Consider the following 7,297-nt stretch of genomic DNA (forward strand, 5'->3'; position numbering starts at 1 on the left):
GTCATCAGAAAGAAGTTGCGCTCTAGATGCTTTTGACTCAGGGTATCGACACGGGCGATAAATTTTTCACCAATCAGTCTCTTGACAAAGCTGCGACCAAACTGACGCGATAGAAAAAAGCTGAGGCTGCAGGAGCAGATGTCGGCCAGGCAAATGACGGCCAGTCCCTGGGAGAAACCTAGGAGTCCTCCGGCTAATACAGAGTAGGCAGTTCCTGGCAAGGCGGGAATAACAACGCTGGTAAATCGTAGAAAAAATAGAGCTAGCGGTGCCCAAACGCCCAGGGTTTCAACATTGGCCCGTAGCTGGCTAATGCCGTAGCGTTGAATCACCCAGATGAGCAGGATGGTTGCGATCGCAATCCCCACCAGACGTAACCATTGACGTGTTTTCTGAGTCATGAACCAGTCTCGGTATTATCAATAGTTATAAGGGCATTAATAGAGGCATTTATTAGGGGCACTAATAGGGCCAAGGACTTTCATATTCGATGATTGGCTGAGCTGGTGATGGCACCTTGGCCGGTCGAGGTGTCGTTGTTACCTGGCTGCTGGCGGTGCTAGTGACATCTTGGAGTGCATCTTGAAAGATCGGTGAAATAGTTGTTTCCTGAGTCGAAGGCTGTCGGTTACGCTCTTTATTAATTTCGCGAATCCGGCGAGACAGCAGCCGAATAATATTGACAGCGATACCGGGCGTTTCATCAATGGCCTCATAAAGCTGCTGCTGGGTGAGGATCAGACAGTCACAGGCATTAATGGTGGTCACCGACGCCGAGCGCGGCTCAGAATCAAACAGGGACATTTCACCAAAGCAGGTGCCTTTTTCTAGGGTAGTGAGCTCTTGCGATCGCAAATGCACCCGCACCCGACCCGACACCATAATATAAAGCGAACGGCCCTCTTCCCCCTCTCTAAAAATTCGATGGTTAGCCGGAAACGACAGCTCATCCATGATCGACGCCAGCCGCACCAAAAAATCATCCCGCAGTTCTGTAAAGATCGGGACAGCACGCACAAACAATAAACGATCAACGCTGGTAAGCATAGTAAACCTGGCTTAGAGCAGTGTACTTTGACAAACTTAACCGCATCCTACATTACATCGCACCTATCCCCGCAACTGCCCGACAGACTACCGTTGGCTTTGACTACGCTCAGCCAACGGTAAACCGATGTTTTTGCATCATTTTTTGCACCTGGTCGGCCACCAGCGGATCAGGATCGTTTTCTAACAGCGGCAGCAGGGATTCCAAGGCTCGGGGCGAGGCCATATCTAAATAACTTAAAACCGCCTCACGGACAAAACTCACCGGGTGGCGTAGGGAGGCAATCACATGGTCAGTCCCAATGCGCCAGCGTTCGGCACGAGCCACATGGAAACAACAGGCTAAGGCCCAGTCCGATAGAAAATGTCTGATCTCCATCAGCTGACCTAAGCGGCCTTTGGGGGGCATGGGCTCATAGGCCACCAGCGTACTAAGGGCGGTCATGGTGGCGGCCTCGCTGGAGTGCTCAAACAGGGCAAGAATAGCTCGTTTGGCTGGAATATCAAGCGTGTTGTCTAAAATCTCTAAGCCCCGAGCGCGACTGCTGGCGGACCCTTCTAAACTCAGTTCTGCCGCTTGAATTGTGGAAGAGGGATAGAGAAATCGCATCAGTAACAACATTCGCTCCATGGCATCGGTCCGCATGTCCCGCACTGCCCGTCGCAGCCAGTCAAAGGTGTCACCCGGAGCTTTGTCCTCAGCACAATCCACCAGACCACTGCACAGCTGGCCAACAAACTGTAATTCCTGGTTCAGCAGAGTTTCCACCCCTTGGCGACCCAGCTGATCGAGGGCTAACTCAATGTCAGTCGATCGGCGTAATGTTGGATCATCCAAGAGTTTGACCAAAATTCGTAGAATCCAGCGACGCGATGTGCCCCAGGATGTCATCAGATTAGAGGCCAGTAGATTGAGAGCCCTGAGGGTACCGATGCGACCAATCACGTTCCAAGACTGGTGCCGCAACGTGTCAGATTGGTAGCGATCGCTAGCCACCCGCATCAACATGGGTAGCGCTTCATCGCCAAGGTTCACCAGAGCCTGCATCGCCGCCTCTCGCGTGGACTTATAGCGCAGACCCTGAAGCAGCGACGGATAGTGCTCTTCGAGACGGGTGGCCGCAATTGCTTCGATCATCGACCGCCGGACCCGCAGCGAGTCGTCCTGCAACAGATTGGGCACATGCAGCCGTAGCCCCTGCATATATTCGGCTTCTCCCAGGGCGCGACACCCCATGACCCGTTCCCGCTCCTCTCCATGGGTCAGCATCTGTTGCAAAATGTAGGTCGCTCTGGCCCGCTCGGCAGGACTTCCCCGCTTGAGCATCATCGAGGCAGCGGTCCCCCGCACCACCGGATCAACGCTGCTTTTTAGATAGGGTTTAAGCTTATTGATATCGGCATCTGTTTGGGTGAGCCAGACATAGCGTACGGCCAAGGCTAAAATCGGCGGTTCCTGGGACGGCGAAATCAGCGCGTCCACATAGCCCGTAAAGGTGGGATCTGGATAGACCAGCATGGTTTCTAAGCTTTGCTGCTGTAACCCTGGGGACAGCTCGCTTAACATGGGGGCTAGGACTTCGCTAATGCTGCGGGGTTCGATCTGGGTGAGTAGCTCAATCAAGGAGCGTTTGTCGGCTTCAGGACCAGGTTTGTCCAGGGCTTCGATAATGGCTTGTTTTAATACCCGCAAACTAGCGTCGGAAAAGCTCAGTAACCCCCGCTCAGCGGTCAGGACTAACAGATTTAGGTATTGCGATCGCAACAAGAAAATGCTTCCCAACCAAAGTAGCGATAGCCCTAAGGTAATCAGTAAAAATATTTTGTCCCCCCGCCAATTAAGATGATCGGCCAGTGTGAGGACCAGCAGAATCGCGATACCCACCAGACCAATGGCCACCGCCTCGGCCACCCCCACCAGCGATTGCACCCTGGCCCGTCGCTGGGCGGGCACCGGCTGAAATAGCACCGGACGGCTGCTGGCCACAATCGTGTAGCGCAGCCATTCATCAATAAATTTGAGTACAACCAAACCGACAAACAATCCTGCGGCCCCCGCCAAGGCAGGCAAACTGATCACCAGACATAGACAGCTAAAAATCGCGATCGCAGCGGGTAAAATTCCGGCCGTAATAAACAATCCCAAGCGCTCAATCAGACGGCTAGAGGTGAAAAGCTGGGTAACCAGTTCCGTCAGACCCAACACACCTGTAAAAATGCTCAGGAACCTGGCCATGTCGTCAACGCTAAAATTCTGTACCGTTAGCTGTTGGAGATATTGAAACTCCAACAGATACAGCAGCATCTGGGCAATGATAAAAAAGCTCAGCAACAGCAGTACATACCGCTGAATTAGCTTACGTAACCGTCTAGCGGAAAAATTTACATTGGAGACTTCAACCGTACGCCGTTTGGAATCGGGGAACGCATGTTCGTAAGTGTTACTGATATAAAACAAGATACCTGTGGCCACCAGCATGATGCCGATGACCAGGTAAATAACGCTTCTAACATCCAAAAAGATCAGCAAGATAAAAAGGGTAAAGCCGCTGAGGACATCGGCGACTAAATTACCGCTGCTGATCAGGGGAAATGTGCGTTTAATCTCACGAATATTAAAAAGCTGATTGGCCAACACCGACAGATTAAGTTCGTTTAAGTTGGTGATGGCTTCCATCCATAGTCGGATGGCAAAAATAGTCGGCGGTGCCCATACTTCTACCCCCAGACCAATGCGAAACAAAATAATCGGGAGGGTCATCATCAGGGCAATCAGCACAATCACCTGACGCAGAGGCAATAGCCGCTGGAGCCAGGAATAGATGCTGCCCAAACTCACCCCAACTAAGGCTGTAAATAGATAGATCAGCGGTAGCGTTTCTGCCCCATGTTCTGCCAAAAAAAGCGCTGCTGAACTTAGCTCCAGCCACATGATCCCCATGGACATGAGGGTATAGAAGGCAAACAGAAGCAGGGTGCGATGCCCATCTTCTGCACGCAGGTTAAGCACTGCAAAAATTTTCTGGAGCCGGGGGGATGGAGACGAGGAAAGCTCTGAGCGCATGGGCAAACGGGCCAATAAAGCTGATGACGATCATGCCAAAGACGCTACCGGATCATTCGATAATCATCAATAGCAAACCAACAGAATCAGCCAAAGATCGGTAATAACCGTTTAATGACCGTTGGGACTAGAGGCGGGCAGCTGGGGCAGATCTACGGGGGTGAGCCACTGGGGCAGTCGGCTGTGGGTGTGAGGCTGATCAAGAATTTGAGCCTCAATGGTGGACACATCTTGGTGGCTAAGGGCGAGATCTCCCTGGAGATGCCGCAACCATTTCTTGAGGGGCTGGTCTAAGGGATTTTCTAGGGCTAGGGCTGTTGTCAAAGCGTGACGGTAGCGATCGCAATTCTCTCGATGCTTGGCATAGGGCGCCATGACCTTAGCTTCAATGGCCTGACTTTGGCCCTGGGTAATTCCCAGCTGGTGCCGCAGAAATTCAAGAATGTCACGACACTCAGGGGGAATATACCCCCGATGGCGATGGGCATAGTCTTCGACACTACGGCGGTACTCACGCTCAGGAGAATATGTGGGCACCGGCAGCATCGGTCTGTGGGCATCATCACCATAGGTGGCAATGGGTAAGAGCTGGGTGTTAGCCATTGCCAGGGTCTGTTCTAGATAGGTCTGCAGGTCGCGGCTGGAGATGCCTCCATCGGCATCAACGTCAGCTAGACCGCTGGCCATGCCCTCAACTAGAGATTGGGTATAGAGCGATAGACCCCGATCCGTTATCGGCCAGGGATTAGTTGCACTGCCCATGGCCGTCAATAGGGTGCAGTTACAGTCTGCCAAACGTGCACCCTGGTGGACCGGAGGGGCTGCTTGTTCTATTGCTCGGTCGCCGATCTGGCCTACTTCCTGGACTGGGTTCCGCCTCTGGGACTGACTCTGCTCCGACTGAGGGGGCAGAGCGCCCCATAGACAGTCCAGAATCATCGCCCGCTGCAAATTATCTTTGGTGGAGGGCAAGACCTGACGAATATAGTCGCTAGAAACAGCCGTTGTGGTGATTGCCTCCAGCTGCGTATCGTGGGCGGGCAGATAAAAGGTGCCGGTGGTGTCCATCACGCCACAGCCCGTGTAATAGATCAAACAGACATCGCCCCGACGACAGCGATAGGTCATCACTACGATGGCATGACGCAGCTCTTTGAGAGTGGGATTGATTAGGGTAGTGATTTGATCCTGGCGCAGCTCTTCAAGCTCTAAAAACGTTTCTTTGAGGGCGGTAACATTTGCGATCGCAGGTGAACCCTCTCCATGTTCTGTTGCTAGCTCCCCGGCACTGACTCCAACTAACAATATATGTTTACTACCCATGTCTGTGTGATTCCAAGAGGAGTTGATGAATGGCGACCGTTGGCTATCTAACGGCTTCTAAACTGCTGCTTGTATAAAAGCTTCGTCAGCTGTCCTCAATTTCGGGAAGATTGCATTGCATCAAGACAACGATCACAAGCCAAAGTTCTGCCATAAAATAATGGGCTATCCCTTATTGTTGCTCCCATGAAACATACCCTTTCTGTTTTGGTCGAAGACGAAGCAGGCGTTCTCTCCCGGATTGCCGGACTGTTTGCCCGTCGTGGATTTAACATTGAGAGTCTGGCTGTCGGTCCTGCTGAACAGACAGGAATTTCCCGCATCACCATGGTGGTTCCGGGCGACGACGGTGTGATTGAGCAGTTGACCAAACAGCTCTACAAGCTGATTAATGTGCTCAAGGTCAATGACATTACGGTAAAACCCTGTGTCGAGCGCGAACTGATGCTGCTCAAGGTCAATGCCACCAACAGCACCCGCTCAGAAATTATTAACTTTGCTCAGATCTTTCGGGCACGCGTCGTGGATGTGTCAGACGAGTCGCTGACCATCGAAGTGGTGGGCGACCCCGGTAAGATGGTGGCCATCGTCCAGGTTCTAGAACGCTTTGGCATTCGGGAAATTGCCCGCACTGGTAAAATTGCCCTCACCCGTGAGTCTGGGGTGAATACGGAATATTTGAAGGCCCAGGCAACGGCGACTGCCATGATTGGCTAGCTTCGACTGCGCTCAGCTAGCAGGCTGAGTACCGCTAGCTTCGGCTACGCTCAGCTAGCAGGGTTTTGACCAAGATTTCAGCAATGCGTTTGCCAGCCCCCGGTGGCCCCATGCGGTGCTGGCCGTTTTTGTAGATCTCAGCCTGCTGTTTTGGATCATTCAAAATGGCCAGGAGGGCCTGCCCCACCTGCTCAGGTTGCTGGACTAGGGTAACTGAGGGACCCAGATGGCGGGCCTGAGCTTGGGCAAAGCTGGGGGTAAATTGAGGCCCGTGTCCCGGTAGGGTGAGCACCGGTTTACCTAAACCGACAAACTGCTCAGTGGCGGTACCTGCAGTTGCGATCGCTACATCCGCCCGATGTGCATAGTCCACAAACGCCCCTGGCTCAATTAGCAGTCGGTTTTTTTCCTGAAAATAGCCCTGACCATAGCCTGGCGCGACGGCCAGCCAGCCATGGGTCACCACACACCGGTTAAGCTCTGTCAGCTCCAATGTGGGAGCCGCCGCCGTCAAAAATGTCACCGGCTGATCGGCATGCCGAATAATATCAGCCGCCCCCTGCAACAATCGTTGCCAGTTTTCATAGGCTTCCGGCGCGCGAGACCCCGGCAATAGCAGAACCGTCAGACCCGACCGGGCATCCCCCCCATGAGCCGCCCTAGGCCCCGCCGCTGCAATCGAGAAGCCATCCATCATCGGATTGCCTGCATCATAGGCATCCACCGCCCAGTGCCGCAGTTGCCGAGTCGTGATCCCATCCCGAGGAAACACACAGACACTACGCCGCATCAGCCATCGTTCCCAGGGCATATAAACACAGCTGCGCTGAAAATCCAGCACATCGAACAGGGTGGAGCGCTCTAAACACTGCCCCTGCTCATCTCGAACGTAATATTCGGACTTGGCTGTCCCCACAAACCCGTAGGAACGGCGACTTAACCAGCCAAACAGCAACGGGACAATATCCCCCACTGCCAGAACCACATCGTCTGACCGCAGCCATTGGCCCATGGCTTGCAGCTGAGCCATGGTTAACTGCAATAACCCCCCTCGCAGATCTCGCGCCAGCTGCTGACTATCCATATAGATAAATCCACCAGAGGGCATTTGTTTTGTCGGCCCAATAATCTCAACGCCCAATTTTC

6 protein-coding genes are annotated in these 7,297 nt (G+C 53.2%); 1 reads left to right on the plus strand and 5 read right to left on the minus strand.

Features of this window, described 5'->3' with window-relative positions; translation table 11 throughout:
* The 4 genes from IQ260_RS24480 to IQ260_RS24495 all read right to left on the minus strand — a co-directional run.
* Positions 1–401: TVP38/TMEM64 family protein (locus tag IQ260_RS24480; protein WP_193995695.1), on the minus strand; the 401-nt coding region annotated here is incomplete at its 3' end.
* Between the two features lie 61 nt (positions 402–462).
* The gene (locus IQ260_RS24485; RefSeq protein ID WP_193995696.1) at positions 463–1,047 is read right to left on the minus strand and encodes a Crp/Fnr family transcriptional regulator; all 585 of its coding nucleotides are present in this window, start codon (positions 1,045–1,047) and stop codon (positions 463–465) included.
* Positions 1,048–1,156: 109 nt separating this feature from the next.
* A complete protein-coding gene (locus IQ260_RS24490) occupies positions 1,157–4,111 on the minus strand; it encodes an MFS transporter (RefSeq protein ID WP_193995697.1) in 2,955 nt (984 codons plus the stop codon).
* A gap of 111 nt (positions 4,112–4,222) precedes the next feature.
* Complete coding sequence (locus tag IQ260_RS24495; protein ID WP_193995698.1) at positions 4,223–5,434, minus strand: hypothetical protein; 1,212 nt, start codon at positions 5,432–5,434, stop codon at positions 4,223–4,225.
* A 186-nt stretch (positions 5,435–5,620) separates the two neighbouring features.
* Between IQ260_RS24495 and ilvN the strand changes: the two genes are divergently transcribed.
* Positions 5,621–6,151: an acetolactate synthase small subunit gene (ilvN, locus tag IQ260_RS24500; RefSeq protein ID WP_193995699.1), complete on the plus strand. Its 531-nt coding sequence runs from the start codon at positions 5,621–5,623 to the stop codon at positions 6,149–6,151.
* A 34-nt stretch (positions 6,152–6,185) separates the two neighbouring features.
* Here ilvN and IQ260_RS24505 read toward each other — a convergent pair.
* Positions 6,186–7,297 (minus strand): lipid-A-disaccharide synthase-related protein (locus IQ260_RS24505; protein WP_193995700.1); only part of this gene is annotated, 1,112 nt, incomplete at its 5' end.

The sequence above is a fragment of the Leptolyngbya cf. ectocarpi LEGE 11479 genome, from assembly GCF_015207065.1.
Classification (GTDB): domain Bacteria; phylum Cyanobacteriota; class Cyanobacteriia; order Phormidesmidales; family Phormidesmidaceae; genus Leptothoe; species Leptothoe ectocarpi.

What these genes read in the sequence shown, in the direction of transcription:
- IQ260_RS24485 (WP_193995696.1), bottom strand. Translation starts at nt 1,047, where the DNA reads ATGCTTACCAGCGTTGATCGTTTATTGTTTGTGCGTGCTGTCCCGATC.
- IQ260_RS24490 (WP_193995697.1), bottom strand. Translation starts at nt 4,111, where the DNA reads ATGCGCTCAGAGCTTTCCTCGTCTCCATCCCCCCGGCTCCAGAAAATT.
- IQ260_RS24495 (WP_193995698.1), bottom strand. Translation starts at nt 5,434, where the DNA reads ATGGGTAGTAAACATATATTGTTAGTTGGAGTCAGTGCCGGGGAGCTA.
- ilvN (WP_193995699.1), top strand. Translation starts at nt 5,621, where the DNA reads ATGAAACATACCCTTTCTGTTTTGGTCGAAGACGAAGCAGGCGTTCTC.